We start from the raw sequence: 16,122 nt of genomic DNA on the forward strand, positions 1-16,122 counted from the left end.
CCTGTCGGCAAACCGGGACAAGCCGGGGCTAAAGTGCGGGCGTTCGACTGCCGATGAGCTGCACCGTTTGAGCAGGCCGCCGCTGGTGGGGCTCCGCCCCGAGCCCGCGCCGCACACGTCGGCGAGCGCGGCTCGCCGACGTGTGCGGCCTTTGAGGACCGGGTCCGGGAGGAGCCCGGTTCGGGGAAGGGGGAGAAGGCCCCGCCGGGTCAGCCCGCCGCCGCGTCGCAGGCCTGGGCGCGCACGGCGCGGGCCAGGTCGTCGCGGGCTTCGATCACCAGGCGGCGCAGGGCCGGCGCGGCCGAGGCGTGGGAGGCGAGCCATGCGTCCGTGGCCGCCAGCGTGGCGGGCCCGTCCTGGAGCGACGGGTACAGCCCCTTCACCACGTCCATCCCGATCTGAATGGACCGCTCCGCCCAGACCCGCTCGATCACCTCGAAGTAGCGCTCCGCGTAGGCCGCCAGCAGACCGCGCTGCGAGGACTGCTGCATGCCCGCGATCGTCGCCTCCACCAGCGCGTTCGACAGGGCGTCCGACTCGACCACCGCCGCCCACGCCTGGTCCTTCACCGCCCGAGAGGGCCGCGCCGCCATGCAGCGCACGTGGTGGCGCTTGCCCGAAGCCGTGTCGTCGCGCGCCAGTTCGGCGGCCAGGACCCCCTCGTCCACCGCCCCGTGCGCGGCCAGCGGCAGCAGGAAGTCCCAGCGCAGCTCCTGGTCCACCTCCAGCCCGTCGATCCGCGCCGAGCCCTCCAGCAGCCCCAGCAGCAGCTGGAAGTCGCCCTCCGTCGCCGCGCTCGCCGCGAAGAACCGAGCCCACGTCAGCTGGTGCTCCGACCCCGGCTCGGCCAGCCGCAGTTCGTGCAGCGCCCCCGCCGCGAGCTCCCGGCCGCCCTGCTCGCGCCAGTGCGGCGCCGCGTAGTGGGTGACCGCGCCGAGCGCCTGCGCGTGCAGCATCTGCAGGACGCCGAGGTCCGTCTCGCGGCCCGCGTGGGCCAGGACCATCGAGATGAAGTCCCGCGCCGGCATCAGGCCGTCCCGCGTGAGGTTCCACAGCGCCGACCAGCTCAGCGCCCGGGCCAGCGGGTCCGTCAGGTCGGCCAGGTGCGCCCGCAGGGTGGCCATCGAGCCCTCGTCGAAGCGGATCTTGCAGTAGGTGAGGTCCTCGTCGTTGACCAGGATCAGGTCGGGCCGCGCCAGGCCGGCGAGCTCCGCGACCACGGTCCGTACGCCCGACACGTCCGCCCCGGCCCGCGCGTAGCGGATCAGGGAGCCGTCGGGCTCCAGCCGGTAGAGGCCGACCGCGACCCGGTGCGGGCGCAGCTCCTCGCCCTCCTGCACCACCGCCAGCTCGGTCAGGCGTCCGCCCGCGTCGTAGGTCACCACCGGCGTCAGCACGTTCACGCCCGCCGTCTGGAGCCAGGCCCGCGACCACTCGGCCATGTCCCGCCCGGAGACCTCCGCGAGCACCGACAGCAGGTCGTCGAGCGTGGTGTTCCCGTAGGCGTTGGCCTTGAAGTAGCGGCGTGCGCCCTCCAGGAACGCCTCCCGACCCACATAGGCGACCAGCTGCTTGAGGACGGCCGCGCCCTTGGCGTAGGTGATGCCGTCGAAGTTCAGCTTCGCGTCCTCCAGGTCACGGATGTCGGCCGTGATGGGGTGGGTGGAGGGCAGCTGGTCGGCGCGGTAGGCCCACGCCTTGCGGTTGTTGGCGAAGGTGACCCAGGCCTGGTCGAAGCGGGTGGCCTCCACCAGCCCGAAGGAGCCCATGAAGTCCGCGAAGGACTCCTTCAGCCACAGGTCGTCCCACCACTTCATGGTGACCAGGTCGCCGAACCACATGTGCGCCATCTCGTGCAGGATCACGTTCGAGCGCCGCTCGTACGAGGCCTGCGTGACCTTCCCCCGGAAGATGTACTCCTCGCGGAAGGTAACCAGCCCCGGGTTCTCCATCGCGCCCAGGTTGTACTCCGGCACGAAGGCCTGGTCGTACTTGCCGAAGGGGTACGGGTAGTCGAAGAGCTCGTGGAAGAGGTCGAAGCCCTGCTTGGTGACGAGGAAGACGTCGTCCGCGTCGAAGTACTTCGCGAGCCCCTTGCGGCACATGGCTCCCAGCGCAATGGTCAGGTCCCCGCGCGTGTAGGAGTCCGTCACGTAGTGGTAGGGGCCCGCCACCACGCAGGAGATGTACGTCGAGATCGGCGCGGTCTCGGCGAAGCGCCAGACTCCGGCCTCCCGCGATTCCTCCGCGCCGTTGCTCCACACCTGCCAGCCCTCGGGCGCGCTCACCTCGAAGCGGTACGGCGCCTTCAGGTCCGGCTGCTCGAAGTTCGCGTACACCCGCCGGGCGTCCGCCGGCTCGTACTGGGTGTAGAGGTAGACCTCGCCGTCCTCCGGGTCCACGAAGCGGTGCAGGCCCTCGCCCGTCCGGCTGTACGCGCAGTTCGCGTCCACCACCAGGACGTTCTCGGCGGCCAGTCCCTCCAGGGCGATCCGTGCGCCGTCGAAGACGGCGGCCGGGTCCAGCGGGCGCCCGTTCAGGGTGACGGCGTTGACCGAGGGGGCGATCAGATCCGCGAAGGTGGCCGCGCCGGGAGTCGCGGCCCGGAAGCGGATCGTCGTCACCGAGCGGAAGGTCCGGGGACCCTCGGCCGGCTCGGCCTCCTCCACCGCCGACCTGACGTCGAGGACCACCTCGTACCCGTCGACGGACAGCAGCTCGGCCCGCCCACGGGCCTCCTCGCGGGACAGGTTCTCTCCGGGCACGTGCACTCCTTCGTGCGTGATCGCTTCTTCTGACGAATCCTCGCACGGGGGGAATGCGTGCGGGCGCGGCCTGGTTGGCGTCGGAGAACGTGGCCCAGTGACGCTTTTTTCCTACTTGAGGAGAGACATGACCGACACCCAGGTGCGCGAGAAGACCCCTGTCGACTTCTGGTTCGACCCGCTCTGTCCCTGGGCCTGGATGACGTCCCGCTGGATGCTGGAGGTCGAGAAGGTCCGTGACGTCGAGGTCCGCTGGCACGTCATGAGCCTGGCCGTCCTCAACGAGAACAAGCTGGACGAGCTGCCCGAGGTCTACCGCGAGCTGCTCGGCCCCAAGGGGTGGGCCCCGGTGCGCGTGGTGACGGCGGCCCAGCAGAAGTACGGTACGGAGATCGTCGGCGAGCTGTACACCGCCCTCGGCACCCGCATCCACAATGAGGGCCTCGGCCCGACCCGTGAGGCCATCGCCGCCGCCCTGGCGGAGGTCGGTCTGCCGGCCGAGCTGCTCGCGTACGCCGACTCCGACGAGTACGACGAGGTGCTGCGCGCCTCCCACAACGACGGCATCGACCGGGTGGGCCAGCAGGTCGGTACCCCCGTCATCTCGGTGCCGGGTCCTGACGGCGGGGAGGTGGCCTTCTTCGGGCCGGTGGTCACCCCCGCACCGCGCGGCGAAGCGGCCGCCCGCCTGTGGGACGGCACCCTGCTGGTCGCTTCCACCCCGGGGTTCTACGAGATCAAGCGGACCCGTGACAAGGGCCCGTCCTTCGAGTAGTCCGGCTGCGGACACACAGAAGACCCCCGTGAGTCACGTCCTCACGGGGGTCTTCCGGTGAACACGCCCGCACGCGAAAGTTGAGAAGACGATCACGGGGCGGACGGGCAAGTGGTGCTGATCAGGCCTTGGTGGCCGGGATCAGCAGCGGGGTGTTCGCCTTGGCGTCGGCGTAGCGCTTGGCGACGTCCTGCCAGTTGACGACATTCCACATCGCCTCGATGAAGTCCACCTTCTGGTTCTTGTACTGCAGGTAGAAGGCGTGCTCCCAGGCGTCGAAGACCAGGATCGGCACGGACGCCTGGCCCACGTTGCCCTGGTGGTCGTAGACCTGCTCCACGATCAGGCGGCCGCTGATGGGCTCGTAGGCCAGCACACCCCAGCCGGAGCCCTGCGTCGCGGAGGCGGCGAAGGTGAGCTGCTTCTTGAAGGCGGCGAAGGAGCCGAAGGATTCGGTGATCGCGGCCGGCAGGTCGCCGAGGCCGTCCTTCTCGTCCGGGATGCCGCCGCCGTCACCGGTCTTGGGGCTGGCCATGTTGTGCCAGTAGATGCTGTGCAGGATGTGGCCGGAGAGGTGGAACGCGAGGTTCTTCTCCAGGCCGTTGAGGGCGCCCCAGTTCTCCTTGTCCCGCGCCTCCTCCAGCTGCTCCAGCGTGGTGTTGGCGCCTGCGACATAGGCCGCGTGGTGCTTGTCGTGGTGGAGCTCGATGATCTGCGGGTTGATCACCGGCTCCAGCGCCGCGTAGTCGTAAGGAAGTTCAGGAAGCGTGTAGATGGCCATGCGTGTATCCGGTCCCCTCGGCGTGCCAACTGCTTATTGCAATCAATGCGCAACTGCACGCTAGCAGCATCTATTCCGGGTCACACGTAAGGGTTGCCTCCGTCCCGGCGGCGAGGAGGGTTCATGCGAAAGGCGGACCCCGCGCCGGTGCGCGAGGTCCGCCTTGGAGGATGCGTGGGGGTCAGGCGCCGGCCGCGGCCCGGCGCCGCTGCATCAGGTACCCGGCCACCGCGAGGGCCACGGTCAGACCGCCGGTGAAGACCACCTGCACCCGGGTGTCCCCGTCCAGGGCCATCAGCACCAGGACCGCCGCCACGCCGGCGAGTGCCACCCACGTCAGGTACGGGAAGCACCACATGCGCACGACCAGCTTGCCGGGGGCCTCCCGCTCCAGCCGGCGGCGCAGCACGAGCTGCGAGACGGCGATGAAGCCCCAGACGACGAGGATGACCCCGCCGACCATGTTCAGCAGCCAGGCGAAGAGGGTGTCCGGGTACCAGTAGGACAGCAGGACGGTGACGAAACCGAAGCCGGAGGAGGCGAGCACCGCCCGTCGCGGCACCCGGCCGGTGACCTTGGCCAGCGCCTTGGGGCCCTGGCCGCGGGAGACGAGGGAATAGGCCATGCGCGAGGAGCCGTAGATGTTCGCGTTCATCGCGGACAGCAGGGCGATCAGGATGACCACGTTCATGATCTCGCCGGCGGCGGGGATGCCCAGGTGGTCCAGGGTCGCGGCGTAGGGGCCGTCGGCCGTGACGGCCGGGTCGTTCCACGGCAGCAGGGTCACGATGACCAGCATGGAGCCCACGTAGACGATCGCGATCCGCCACATGGTGGTCCGCACGGCCCTGGCCACGCCCCGGACGGGGTCGGCGGACTCGGCGGCGGCGATGGTCACCGTCTCCAGCCCGCCGTACGCGACGACCGAGGCCAGCAGTCCGACGAGCAGGCCGTCGACCCCGTTGGGCAGGAAGCCGCCGTCGTGGAGCAGGTTGGCGGTGCCGGGGGAGCCGGTGCCGGGCAGCAGACCCAGGACGGCCAGTACGCCGAGGACCAGGAAGAGCCCGATGGCGGTGATCTTGAGGGCGGAGAACCAGAACTCGAACTCGCCGAAGTGGGAGACCGCCGCCAGGTTCGACCCGCAGAACACCGCCATGAAGACCAGGACCCACATCCAGTCCGGCGTGCCCGGGAACCAGCCCGTCATGATGTGCGCGGCGCCGATGGCCTCGATGGCGACTCCGACGCACAGCAGCGTCCAGAACATCCAGCCGGCCGTGAAGCCCGCCCAGGGGCCGACCGCCCGTTCCGCGTGCACCGAGAAGGAGCCGGAGGCGGGGTTGGCGGCGGACATCTCGCCGAGCATCCGCATCACGAACATCACGAGCAGCCCGGACGCGGCGTACGCCAGCACGATCGAGGGCCCGGCGGCGGCGATGCCGGCTCCGGAGCCGACGAAGAGGCCGGCGCCGATGACGCCGCCGAGGGCGATCATCGAGAGGTGGCGCTGCTTGAGCCCGTTGCCGAGGGGGGATCCGGCTTCGGGCTTCTGCTCGGGGGGCGTGAGGGTGCTCTGACTCATGCGGGCAGTCTGCCGATCGTCCGGTTATCGGACATCGGCTGTCCGTCATCCGGACGGTCGCTTCACCTCCCGTGATCGTCCGCCCGCAGAACCGGAACGGCCCGGGACAGGTCCCGGGCCGTTCCGCGAGTGTTGGGGGGTCAGACGTCAGACGTCAGATGGCAGGTGTCGGGTGCCGGGTGTCGGGTCCCGGGTGTGACGGGTGTCAGCTTTTAGCTGTCACGCGGTCCGGCCGGGGCCGGCGCGCCCGGAGCTCCCGTACCCCGGCCACCACCAGGACCACGGCGGCCGCGCCCGTCGACCACAGCAGCTGCGACCGGGCCGCGTCGTCGAACAGCATCAGCACCAGCACCACCGCCATGCCCAGCAGCGCCACCCACGTCAGATACGGGAAGCACCACATCCGCAGCGTCAGCCTCTCCGGCATCTCCCGCTCGATGCGGCCGCGCAGCTTCAGCTGCGAGACGGCGATCAGCGCCCACACGAACAGCAGTACCGCGCCGACCGCGTTGAGCATGTAGAGGAAGACCGTGTCCGGCCACAGCAGGTTCAGCACCACCGATACGAAGCCGAAGGCGACCGAGGCGAACACCGCCCGGCGCGGCACCCCGCCCGGCGACACCGCCAGCAGCGCCTTCGGCGCCTCGCCCCGCTCGGCCAGCGAGAACACCATGCGGGAGGACCCGTACAGATTGGCGTTGAGGGCCGACAGCAGCGCCACGAAGACCACGACGTTCATGATCTGACCGGCCGCCGGGATGCCGATCGAGTCGAGGACCGCGACGTACGGGCTCATCCCTGGCTCCATCGAGTCCCACGGCAGCAGGGTCACGATGACCAGCATCGAGCCGACGTAGAAGAAGAGGATGCGCCACACGGCGCTGCGCACCGCGCGGGCCACCGACCGGGCCGGGTCGTCGGACTCGGCGGCCGCGATGGTGACTACCTCCAGGCCGCCGAAGGCGAAGACGACGGCCAGCATGCCGGCGATCACCCCGCCCACGCCGTTGGGGGCGAAGCCGCCCTGGCCGGTCAGATTGGCCATGCCGACGGGCTCGGTGTCGGGGAGGAGGCCGAAGACCGCGAGGCTGGCGAGGATGAGGAAGAGCACGATCGCGCCGACCTTGAGGGCCGCGAACCAGAACTCGAACTCACCGAAGTTCCGCACGGCCGCCAGATTGCTCACGGTGAAGACCACCATGAAGATCAGCACCCACATCCACTGGTCCACCGCGGGGACCCAGCCGTTCGCGATCTTCGCCGCGCCGGTCGCCTCCACGGCGAGCACCACGACCAGCAGGAACCAGTACAGCCAGCCGACGGAGAAGCCGGCCCAGCGCCCGAGCGCCCGCTCCGCGTGCACCGAGAAGGAGCCGGAGGCGGGCATGGCGGCCGACATCTCGCCGAGCATCCGCATCACGAGCATCGCGAGGAAACCGGCGAGCAGGTACGAGTAGACGATCGCGGGACCGGCGAGGGTGATGCCGGCGCCCGAGCCGACGAAGAGCCCGGCGCCGATCACACCGCCGAGGCCCAGCATGGTCAGGTGGCGCTGCTTGAGCCCGTGGCTCAGGGGTTCCGCGGGGAGATCGGCCGTCGTGGGTGGTGCTTCGGACAGGCGGTCGCGCATGAGGGGTGCTCGTACTCTCGTTCGGCCAAGCGGTGGTGAGGCTCCGCAGGTCGGATTGGCGGGACCCTACAGTCTCACCGAGCGGCGGGCCCGCGTGCAAAACGGTCTCGCTCTCCGATCTTGCCGTGACGCGGATCACGTCAACTCGGGTGGGGGCCGCCGTATTTGTGCGGTCTCCACCAAACCGGGGAGTACGGCTTTGTCCCGGGTGGCGGTGGGGCGGCTCCGGACCGCGGACTAACGTCACGGTGTCCCGGCCGTTTCCCGGCCCGGACCGTCCTGTCCCCACCACCTCGCGGAGCCCCGATGAGCACTGCTTCCGTCTCCTTCCGGCCCGGCATCGTCCTCGCCGACCTGCTGCCCGCGAGCCGCGTCCGCGACATCGCGCTCGTCGCCGGCGGAGCCGCACTCACCGGCCTGGCCGCGCAGATCGCCGTGCCCGTCCCCGGCTCCCCGGTCCCGGTCACCGGCCAGACCTTCGCCGCGCTGCTGGTGGGCACGGCCCTCGGCGCCCGCCGCGGCTTCCTCGCACTGGCCGTGTACGCCCTCGTGGGCGCGGCCGGAGTGCCGTGGTTCGCGAACGGCACCTCCGGAGCGGGCGGCGCCTCCTTCGGCTACGTGCTCGGCATGCTGCTCGCCGCCACCCTCGTCGGCGCCCTCGCTCGGCGGGGCGCCGACCGCTCGGTCCTGCGTACGGCGGGCACGATGGTGCTCGGCTCCGCCGTCATCTACGCGGTCGGCGTGCCCTACCTGATGGCCGCCACCGGGATGTCCCTCGGCGCCGCCGTCGCGGCCGGCCTGACCCCGTTCCTGATCGGCGACGCGCTCAAGGCCGCCCTGGCCATGGGCGCGCTGCCGGCCGCCTGGAAGCTGCTCGGCCGCCGGGGCTGACGCTCCGCTCCCGCCGTGTACAGCAGCCCCGGACCGCGAGGCGGTCCGGGGCTGCTGTGTTCTCGGTGCTGTGTTCCTTGTTCCTACGCGCGGGCCGCGGCCTTGCGACGCAGGTCGCGCACCACGCCGATGGTCAGGACCACGGCCGCCACCAGCAGCGACAGCAGCACGACCTGGCGGTTGGCGTCGTCGTAGACCATGTAGCCCAGGACGAAGACGATCATCGCCGCGGTGGCCCACGTCAGGTACGGGAAGAGCCACATCTTCACGGTCAGCTTCTCCGGCGCCTCGCGCAGCAGGATCCCGCGCATCCGCAGCTGGGTCAGGCAGATGACCAGCCACACGAAGAGCGCGACCGCGCCCGAGGAGTTCAGCAGGAAGTTGAAGACCGTGTCCTTGAAGGCGTAGTTGAAGTAGACGGCGGCGAAGCCGAAGACCACGGAGCCCAGGATGGCGGCGGTCGGCACACCCTTCTTGTTGACCTTGGCGAAGGACTTCGGCGCGTCACCGCGCTCGCCCAGCGAGAAGGCCATGCGCGACGCGGTGTACAGGCCCGAGTTCAGGCAGGACAGCACGGCCGTCAGGACGATCACGTTCATGATCTGGCCCGCGTGGGCGATGCCGATCGAGTCCAGGGCGGCGACGTACGAGCCCTTCTCGACGATCGACGCGTCATTCCACGGCAGCAGCGTGAGGACGACGAAGATGGAGCCCAGGTAGAAGACGCCGATGCGCCAGATCACCGAGTTGGTGGCCTTCGTGACGGCGCGGCGCGGGTCCTCGGACTCGCCGGCCGCCAGGGTGACGATCTCGCTGCCCATGAAGGAGAAGACGACCATCAGCACACCGGTGAGGATGGCGCCCGCGCCGTTCGGGAGGAAGCCGCCCGAGTCGGTCAGGTGCGCGAAGCCGGCGCCCGGGTTGTCGGAGCCCGGCAGCACTCCGAATACGGCCAGCAGGCCGATGACCACGAAGGCGCCGATCGCGACGACCTTGATGCCCGCGAACCAGAACTCGAACTCGCCGTAGGAGGAAACGGAGGCGAGGTTCGTGACGGTCAGCACGACCATGACGATCAGGGCCCAGGCCCACTGCGGGACGGCCGGTATCCAGCCTTCGAGGATGACGGCGCCGGCCGTGGCCTCGACGGCCAGGACGACGACCCAGAAGAACCAGTACAGCCAGCCGATGGAGAAGCCGGCCCAGCGGCCCAGCGCCCGGTCGGCGTATGCGGAGAAGGAACCGGAATTCGGGCTGGCGGCGGCCATCTCGCCCAGCATCCGCATGACGAAGACCACCATCGCGCCGACCAGCGCGTAGGAGACCAGGATGGCGGGTCCCGCCTTGGCGATGCCGCCGCTGGAGCCGACGAAGAGTCCGGCGCCGATGACACCGCCGATGGCGATCATGGACAGATGGCGGTTCTTGAGACCGGCCTTCAGACCGTCTGAGGACGGGACACCACCGGGTTCACCGGGGGAGCCGCCTGTCTTCTGAAGGGTCGTCGTGGAGCTCATGGACGGATCCTTAGGTTCTCGGGTTGCGAGCCCGGGCATTCAAACCTGAGATGAACGCAGGACGGAAGACCTCAATCCGGATCGTTGCCGGGGCGTGAACCGGGCCCGACCGCGCCTCACCGTGTCCCATCTGCCTTCTTTGGGTTTACTTGAGCTTTGGAAGTGATTTACGCGACACCCGCTGCGGGGCGGCGGCTCCGCTCGTGCCACACTCGTCCCATGCGCGTGTACCTCGGATCCGACCATGCCGGTTTTGAGCTCAAGAACCACCTCGTGGACTGGCTCAAGAACAACGGCCACGAGCCCGTCGACTGTGGGCCCCACATCTACGACGCGGTGGACGACTACCCGCCGTTCTGCCTGCGGGCCGCGGAGAAGACCGCCGCGGACGCCGACAGCCTCGGCATCGTGATCGGCGGCTCCGGCAACGGGGAGCAGATCGCCGCCAACAAGGTCAAGGGCATCCGTGCCGTTCTGGCCTGGAGCGTCGAGACCGCCCAGCTCGGCCGTGAGCACAACAACGCCAACGTGATCTCGGTCGGCGGCCGGATGCACACCCAGGACGAGGCCGTCAGCTTCGTCGAGGCCTTCCTGGCGACCCCGTACTCCGGCGAGGAGCGCCACACGCGCCGCATCGACATGCTGTCGGCGTACGAGCGGACCGGCGAGCTCCCCCCGATCCCGGCCCACCACCCGCAGGGCTGATTCCGCTTCGGCCGTGCTCCCGGGGCTCCCGGGAGCACGGCCGTTTCTCTTGTCCACCGCCGAGGAGTCCCGCCGTGCCCGAGGGGCATACGATCCACCGTCTCGCCCAGGACCACGCCGAACGCTTCGCGGGCCGGCGGGTGCGGGTGAGCAGCCCGCAGGGCCGGTTCGCCGAGAGCGCGGCCCTGCTCGACGGGCGCGAGCTGGAGGGCGCCGAGGCACACGGCAAGCACCTCTTCCTGGAGCTGGGCGACGCCTGGATCCACATCCATCTCGGGCTCTTCGGCAAGCTCGGCTTCGGGCCCGCCCCCGCGCCGCCCGCCACGGACACGGTCCGGCTGCGCCTGCGCAACGCGGAGCACTACGCCGACCTGCGCGGCCCCACCGCCTGCGCGCTGATCGGCGAGGGGGAGAAGAAGGCGATACACGAGCGGCTCGGCCCGGACCCGCTACGCCCCGCCGACGACCCGGAGCGTGCCTGGGCCCGGATCTCCCGCTCCCGCACCAGCATCGCCGCACTCCTCATGGACCAGAAGATCGTCGCGGGTGTCGGCAACGTGTACCGCGCCGAGGTCCTCTTCCGGCACGGGATCGACCCGTACCGCCCGGGCAGGGACCTCCGCCGCGCGGAGTGGGACGCCATGTGGCTGGACCTGGCCGCCCTGATGCGCGAGGGCGTACGGAACAACCGGATCGACACCGTCCGCGACGAGCACCTGCCCGAGGCGATGGGCCGCCCGCCGCGGGTGGACGACCACGGCGGCGAGGTGTACGTCTACCGCAGGGCCCACATGCCCTGCCACATCTGCGGCGGCGAGATCCGCACCGCCGGCCTCGCCGCCCGCAACCTCTTCTGGTGCCCGACCTGCCAGGCACGCTAGGGCGCTCCTGGTCCTCGGTGACGGCCTAGAAGCCGTGCGGCAGCCAGGGGGCCACATCGCCCGCGAAGGCGCGCGAAGCCTCGGCCAGTGCGCCCGGGCGCCGCTCGCGCACCCGGCCGGCCGCCGCCAGCGAGGTGAGCGTGACCCCGCCGAGGTAGGCGGATCCGAGCTCGCGGACCGACAGCTCCAGGTCCGCAGGCTCCGCGGTCCGGGTGCAGGCCGCCGCGCCCTTCGCGTCGGCGACCAGCTGCCAACGCCCCTCGTTCCACGGGCAGAAGGCGTCCTCGACTTCGAGGACGAGGTCCGCCGGAGCCCCGTACGTACGCGCCTCCAGCGCAGCCGGCAGGTCCACCAGCCGCAGGTGCAGCGAGTCCGCGTGGCGCGGCTGCGAGCGCCGCACATCGCTGACCAGGTGCAGCAGCGGGTCGTCCACCGGCCGCCGGTGCGCCCGTACGGTCCAGGTCAGGTCTATCCCGAAGAGGTAGCGCCACAGCGCCGCGTAGGCCGCCGGGTCGAGGGCGTCGAGGTCGGCGACCTCGACCTTGCCGTCCGAACCGGCCCGGTCCCAGTCGGGCTTGACCCGGTAACGGGCGTAGCCCACCACCTCGCCGTCCTCCCGCTCGGCGACCACGCACTTCAGCGCGGACCCGCCGGCGCGCATCGCGGGCGGATCCAGCAGCGGCTGCCGCTCCCAGCCCGGCTGCCGGGCCGGCATGCCGGGGCGCCCGGGGACCAGGGCGGCGTAGACCCGCTCGCACGCGGCCAGCGCCTGCTCCGGGTCGGCGAGGCGGAGCCGTACCGCGTCCGTCCCCGGCGGCACGGTGAGGCGTACGCGGGTCGTGTCGATGTCCACGGCCAGGCAGTACGTCGCGGTGCCGTAGCCGAAGCGCCCGTAGATCGCCGGTTCGGAAGCCGTCAGCACGGCGAGCGGCTCGCCACCCGCCCGGACGTCGTCCAGCTGCCGGCGCATCAGGGAGGTGAGCACCCCGCGCCGGCGGTGCGTGGGGGAGACGCCCACCATCGTGACACCGGCCGTCGGTACGAGCGCGCCGCCCGGCACCGAGAGGCGGAAGCTGAAGGCTCCGGCCGAACCGACGCAGGTCTCACCGTCCCAGACCCCGAGTGAACGTTTCGTCTCCGTCAGCGACTTGTACAGCCGCCGCTCCTGCGGCGAGTCGGGCACACCACCGAATGCCAGTTCCAGCTGGTCGTACCAGACATCCCACTCATCAGCCTGCAATACACGCGTCTCAAGGGTCATATGACCATCCCTATCAGGGCATTCCGTCGCAGTCGAAGCCGTTTCCGGACCCGAGGGCACCGCCTCGTCCGGGGGTACCCCTGCGCGCGCACAGCCAGGATGGATAAGGTCCCCAAGCAATGGCCGGAGCACGCGTGGACACCGTCATGGCCCGGATGCGCATGACGTCGCACCGGGCGCGCACCAACCTGCGCAAATCCGCCGTCGACTACTTCCGCGGCGACGCCTCCGACTGGCTCGCCTTCCTCGGACTGCTGCTGACCGTGCCGGCCATCGCCTGCGGCACGCTCGTCCTGCCCGTCTGGTTCTCGCCCTCGGCGCTCGTCCTGCCGATCGTGGCCGGAGGGCTGCTGCTGCGCCCCGCCAGTCTGCTCGCCCTGTACGCGGCCGCCGCGACCGCGCTGATCGTCGAGGCGCTGGTCCTGGGGCCGTACACCTTGGGCCCGGCCCGAGTCACCCCCGGCAACATCCTCGTGGTCGCCGCCTGCGGGTTCTTCGGGCTGGTCATCGCGCAGTTCCGCAGCCGGGTCGGCGTCCCCTGGCGGCGCGGCGGCACCATGCTCTTCGACCTGCGCGAACGGATCCGGGTCCAGAGCAAGCTGCCCGCCCTGCCGCGCGGCTGGCACCACGAGATGGCCCTGCGCCCCGCCGGCGGGCAGTCCTTCTCCGGCGACTTCGTGGTCGCGGCGCGCACCAACGGCGGCCGGACCCTGGAGATCGTCCTGACCGACGTCTCCGGCAAGGGCATGGAAGCGGGCTCCCGGGCGCTGCTGCTGTCCGGCGCCTTCGGCGGACTGCTCGGCGCGCTCCCGCCGCACGGCTTCCTGGCCGCCGCCAACGGCTACCTCCTGCGCCAGGACTGGGACGAAGGCTTCGCCACCTCCATCCACCTCGTCCTGGACCTGGAGACCGGCGCCTACGAGCTGCTCTCCGCCGGTCACCTCCCCGCCCTCCAGCTCTCCGCGGGCACTGGCCGCTGGCAGGAGAAGTCCGGCGACGGTCCGCTGCTCGGCGTCTACGACGGCGCCGAATTCCTGGCCGCCCGCGGGAAGCTTCGCCGCGGCGACGTCCTCATGCTGTTCACGGACGGCCTGGTCGAGACGGCCGACCGCGACATCAGCGAGGGCATCGACCGCCTCACGGGCGAGGCCGACCGCTACGTCGCCGCCGGCTGGGACGGCGCGGCCTGGCACCTGATCGAAAAGGTCGCCAAGGACGTCAACGACGACCGCGCCCTGCTGCTGATCCGCCGCTCCGCCTGAGCGGCGTACCCCCGACTTGGGCAACTCGGCGGCGCGGGCTCCGCCCGCGGACGACCCTGTGCTGTGGTGAACTCCGAGCTGTCACTGCGAGCTGTCACTGTGATGTGTCATTCCGTTGTGCCACGCGGATGTGCTGTCCGGAAGGGAGTGCCCGTGCCCAAAGTCGTCATCACCGGCGCCACCGGCTTCATCGGCCGCCACGTCGTTCGCGACGCGCAGCGCCGGCGCCTGCCGCTGCGGCTGGTCGCGCACCGCACCGAGCCCCCCGCCACCCCCCACGGCACCGAGATCGTCTCCGCGGACCTCCGCGACCCCGACAGCCTGCGCGGGGTGTGCGACGGCGCGGACGTCCTGCTGCACTGCGCATCACAGATCGGCGGCTCCCGCGTCCTGTGCGAGGCCGTCAACGCCCGCGGCACCCGGGCACTGGTCGACGACGCCCGCCGCAGCGGTGTCTCCCGCATCGTCTACCTCAGCACCGCCGCCGTCTACGGCCGTGGCGTCTTCCGGCAGGCCCGGCCCGAGGACCTCGCCCGCGCCCCGCTCTCCGACCCCTCGCGGACCCGGGCCGCCGCCGAGGACAGCGTCCTGGCGGCCGGGGGCATCGTCCTTCGCCCCCACCTCGTCTACGGAGTGGACGACACCCGGGTGGTCCCCGCAATGCTCCGGATGGCCGCGGCCCTGCCCGGCACCGTGGAGGGCTGGAGCGCCCGTACGTCGGCCGTCGCCGCCGAGGACCTCGCGCGGGCCATCGTCACCGCCGGCCTCGCGCCGGCCGAACGGTTCACCGCGTCCGTCTACCACGCCAACCATCCGCGGCCCGAGCCGTGGAGCGCCGTGCTGCGGGCCGTTGCCGCCACCGCGGCGGTCCCCTGGCCGCGGACCGACCTGACGTACCGGGAGGCCAGCGCCTTCCTGGAGGCCCGCGGCCGCTCCCCGCACGACCTGGACATGGTGACCACCGACCACTGGTTCGACAGCGACCCGCTGTGGAGAGACCTGGCCTGCGACCCGGGCCCCGGCTTCCCCGGCCGCTTCCCCCGCTACGCCCCGTGGTACCGGCAGCTCCTGACCGCCCGGAACCCAACCCCCGGCCCCTGAGCCCCGCCGCCCCGCCCGCGCGTACGGGACCAGGACGCCGCCAGCGGCATCCCGGCCGGGGCGCGCGTTACGGGGCGGCCGGGCGGCGGCCGAGGGTGTACGGGGCCGGGCCCGGCAGCGCCGTCAGGGCAGCCGGAGCCGCATGCGGCGGGGCCGGCAAGGTGCTCGGCGCGGCCGGAGACGCACGCCGCAGGCGTCCGTCACGCCGTCAACCACGCCGTCAGCCGGTCGTCGACCGCCACGGGCCGAGGCCCAGCTTCCCGCCGGGCCCGACGTCCACGGGCCGCGTCAGACGCAAGGTCAGCCATGGCGCGCCGGGGCGGGGCGAGACAGCCAGTACCCAACCCTCCCCGGCGCTGCCGCCGGTGACCCCCATGCGCCACACCAGCGTCAGCGACGCCGCCTCGCCCGGCGCCAGAGCCACCCGGCCCGGGGGCCCGTCCACGCTCGGCAGGGACGAGGTGATGTCCGCCGAGCCGTGCGCGACCGTCACGTCGATCCGGGCCCGCTCCCCGGTCAGCAGGCGGATCTCCGCGTAGCCGTCCACGACGTACGGCTGCGCGCCGCAGTTGACCAGGCGGACGCTCTCCACGCGCAGTCCCATCGCGGCGTCACCGCCGCCCTCGCTCAGCCGCACCCCGCCCTCGGGGCAGGCTTCCGCGGACGGCTGCTTCCTGGCCCCCGTGGCGGAGCTCTGCTCCGGCTCCGGCATCACGTCCGGCACCGCCGGCGTCACCACCGGCGCCGGGGCCGGCCCCGGCGCGGCCCTCGGCGCCGGCGGCGTGTCGCACCCCGTCAGCGCCCCCGAAAGGAGCCCCACCAGTACCCCGGCCAGTGCCCCGCCCCGCGCCCACCCCCTGACGATCATTCCCCGACCCTACGACGCCCCCGCAGCGACCGGAAACGGGCCACTGCGCGCCCCCGTTGGCCCGCCCCGCCCCGCCCCGCCCGCCCCACCACCCCGCCGTCTA

Annotated in this window: 13 protein-coding genes; 6 read left to right on the forward strand and 7 right to left on the reverse strand. The window is 71.6% G+C overall.

Going from position 1 to position 16,122, the window contains the following annotated elements; all coding sequences use genetic code 11:
- Nucleotides 1-209: 209 nt before the first annotated feature.
- Entirely contained in the window at nucleotides 210-2,765 is a 2,556-nt protein-coding gene (gene pepN, locus ACWDX7_RS03720; protein ID WP_451488415.1) for an aminopeptidase N, read from the reverse strand.
- A 127-nt stretch (nucleotides 2,766-2,892) separates the two neighbouring features.
- On the opposite strand from pepN, the gene ACWDX7_RS03725 reads away from it, so the two are divergent.
- Nucleotides 2,893-3,540, forward strand: coding sequence for a mycothiol-dependent nitroreductase Rv2466c family protein (locus ACWDX7_RS03725; protein WP_451488414.1), 648 nt, complete (start codon nucleotides 2,893-2,895; stop codon nucleotides 3,538-3,540).
- A 121-nt stretch (nucleotides 3,541-3,661) separates the two neighbouring features.
- On the opposite strand, the gene ACWDX7_RS03730 is transcribed toward ACWDX7_RS03725, so the two are convergent.
- The 3 genes from ACWDX7_RS03730 to ACWDX7_RS03740 all read right to left on the reverse strand — a co-directional run bounded on the left by ACWDX7_RS03730 (nucleotide 3,662) and on the right by ACWDX7_RS03740 (nucleotide 7,533).
- Entirely contained in the window at nucleotides 3,662-4,321 is a 660-nt protein-coding gene (locus ACWDX7_RS03730) for a superoxide dismutase (protein ID WP_451488413.1), read from the reverse strand.
- Nucleotides 4,322-4,502: 181 nt separating this feature from the next.
- The gene (locus tag ACWDX7_RS03735; protein WP_451488412.1) at nucleotides 4,503-5,903 is read right to left on the reverse strand and encodes an amino acid permease; all 1,401 of its coding nucleotides are present in this window, start codon (nucleotides 5,901-5,903) and stop codon (nucleotides 4,503-4,505) included.
- A 205-nt stretch (nucleotides 5,904-6,108) separates the two neighbouring features.
- Nucleotides 6,109-7,533, reverse strand: coding sequence for an amino acid permease (locus ACWDX7_RS03740; protein ID WP_451488411.1), 1,425 nt, complete (start codon nucleotides 7,531-7,533; stop codon nucleotides 6,109-6,111).
- Nucleotides 7,534-7,839: 306 nt separating this feature from the next.
- Between ACWDX7_RS03740 and ACWDX7_RS03745 the strand changes: the two genes are divergently transcribed.
- Entirely contained in the window at nucleotides 7,840-8,424 is a 585-nt protein-coding gene (locus tag ACWDX7_RS03745) for a biotin transporter BioY (protein WP_451488410.1), read from the forward strand.
- Nucleotides 8,425-8,507: 83 nt separating this feature from the next.
- Here the strand turns inward: ACWDX7_RS03745 and ACWDX7_RS03750 are convergent, their stop codons facing one another.
- Nucleotides 8,508-9,941: an amino acid permease gene (locus ACWDX7_RS03750; RefSeq protein WP_451488409.1), complete on the reverse strand. Its 1,434-nt coding sequence runs from the start codon at nucleotides 9,939-9,941 to the stop codon at nucleotides 8,508-8,510.
- Between the two features lie 219 nt (nucleotides 9,942-10,160).
- Here ACWDX7_RS03750 and ACWDX7_RS03755 point away from each other — a divergent pair, with 219 nt between their 5' ends.
- Both ACWDX7_RS03755 and ACWDX7_RS03760 read left to right on the forward strand, forming a co-directional pair.
- Entirely contained in the window at nucleotides 10,161-10,646 is a 486-nt protein-coding gene (locus tag ACWDX7_RS03755) for a ribose-5-phosphate isomerase (RefSeq protein WP_451488408.1), read from the forward strand.
- A 74-nt stretch (nucleotides 10,647-10,720) separates the two neighbouring features.
- Complete coding sequence (locus ACWDX7_RS03760; RefSeq protein WP_451489340.1) at nucleotides 10,721-11,527, forward strand: Fpg/Nei family DNA glycosylase; 807 nt, start codon at nucleotides 10,721-10,723, stop codon at nucleotides 11,525-11,527.
- A 25-nt stretch (nucleotides 11,528-11,552) separates the two neighbouring features.
- On the opposite strand, the gene ACWDX7_RS03765 is transcribed toward ACWDX7_RS03760, so the two are convergent.
- Complete coding sequence (locus ACWDX7_RS03765; RefSeq protein ID WP_451489339.1) at nucleotides 11,553-12,788, reverse strand: GNAT family N-acetyltransferase; 1,236 nt, start codon at nucleotides 12,786-12,788, stop codon at nucleotides 11,553-11,555.
- A 119-nt stretch (nucleotides 12,789-12,907) separates the two neighbouring features.
- Between ACWDX7_RS03765 and ACWDX7_RS03770 the strand changes: the two genes are divergently transcribed.
- Together ACWDX7_RS03770 and ACWDX7_RS03775 are read left to right on the forward strand one after the other, a co-directional pair.
- The gene (locus ACWDX7_RS03770; RefSeq protein WP_451489338.1) at nucleotides 12,908-14,050 is read left to right on the forward strand and encodes a PP2C family protein-serine/threonine phosphatase; all 1,143 of its coding nucleotides are present in this window, start codon (nucleotides 12,908-12,910) and stop codon (nucleotides 14,048-14,050) included.
- A gap of 153 nt (nucleotides 14,051-14,203) precedes the next feature.
- Nucleotides 14,204-15,151: an NAD-dependent epimerase/dehydratase family protein gene (locus ACWDX7_RS03775; protein WP_451489337.1), complete on the forward strand. Its 948-nt coding sequence runs from the start codon at nucleotides 14,204-14,206 to the stop codon at nucleotides 15,149-15,151.
- A 220-nt stretch (nucleotides 15,152-15,371) separates the two neighbouring features.
- Here the strand turns inward: ACWDX7_RS03775 and ACWDX7_RS03780 are convergent, their stop codons facing one another.
- Nucleotides 15,372-16,019 carry a DUF4232 domain-containing protein gene (locus ACWDX7_RS03780; protein ID WP_451489336.1) on the reverse strand — a complete coding sequence of 216 codons (648 nt, stop codon included), beginning with the start codon at nucleotides 16,017-16,019 and terminating at the stop codon, nucleotides 15,372-15,374.
- Nucleotides 16,020-16,122 lie beyond the last annotated feature (103 nt).

It is taken from the genome of Streptomyces sp. NPDC003034 (assembly GCF_053591375.1).